Below are 1,038 nucleotides of genomic sequence, written 5' to 3' on the forward strand. Positions count from 1 at the left end.
CGCGCCCGCCGGCCTGGCGGCCGCCGGCATCAAGGAACCACCGATCCTCGTCACCGTCGAACGGATCCCCGCACCCCACGCCCAGCCCGACAACACCACGCCCAGCCCCGCACCGGACGACAGGACGGCGCCGGCGCAGATCCCACAGGCACACGCGGTACAGACTCCGGCTGCGGCGCCGGAGGGACCACGCCGTGCGGAGGCTGCCGGCGGGGAAGGTGCCGAACGGTTCGCCGACGCCTACCAGGCGTTCCTTGCGCGCTATCAGGTCGAGCCGACGCCCATGCAGTGGGCTTCGTGGCTCCGCGACACGTACGGCATCACCACCGCGGCAGGCAACCCCCTCGCCGACGACCAGGTACAACCCCTCCTCCTGGCCCTCCGGCAGCGCTACGCGGCACCGGCCGGGGAGCCGCGGGACTCCGATGAGCCGGAGCCGGCCGACGAATCCGTCGACTGGTACGACTACTTCCACAGCGCCTGGCGCGCCTACGCCGATGAGCATGGCACCTTTCCGGATGCTGACGCGTTGGCGGCTTTCGTCTACCAGCGGGATGCCGTCACGGGTGACGGCGGCCGCCCTGTCACCGGCGACGACCTGACCGACTTCGTCAACCGCTTCCAGGAACACCAGTCCGCCGGCGGACAGGATGCCGAAGCACCGGCCGATGAGCCCTTCGGACAGGACGTGGACGGAGCCACCGCACCACAGGAGCCCGAGACGGCCTCAGCGGGGGCTCAGGCCGCCAAGGAGAGGCGCAGCCCTCGGGTGGATGCGCTCATCGACGAGCCGACGCCGGGACCGGACGCTGCGACAGCGGGGAGTGCCGTCCTGACCACGGCCGACTGCTACTACCTCGGATGGATGGAGTACCAGGCCGAGCACGGCGTCGAGCCCACCGCCGAGGAACTGTCCGCCCACCTCGCACAGCACGGCATACACGGACGCGGGGGCAAACCGGTCAGCCCGGCGAACCTGCGCCGCTACTTCCTGCCCTCCCGCGTCTACAACGTCTGGGCCGAACACCGGACGGCCAG

Annotated in this window: 1 protein-coding gene; it reads left to right on the forward strand. The window is 71.2% G+C overall.

Features of this window, described 5'->3' with window-relative positions:
• The coding region (locus tag ACFIF2_RS35835) for a hypothetical protein (protein ID WP_395577477.1) at nt 1-1,038 on the forward strand (1,038 nt) is incomplete at both ends.

The sequence above is a fragment of the Streptomyces sp. BK79 genome (assembly GCF_044142145.1).
In the GTDB taxonomy this organism is placed as follows: Bacteria; Actinomycetota; Actinomycetes; order Streptomycetales; family Streptomycetaceae; genus Streptomyces.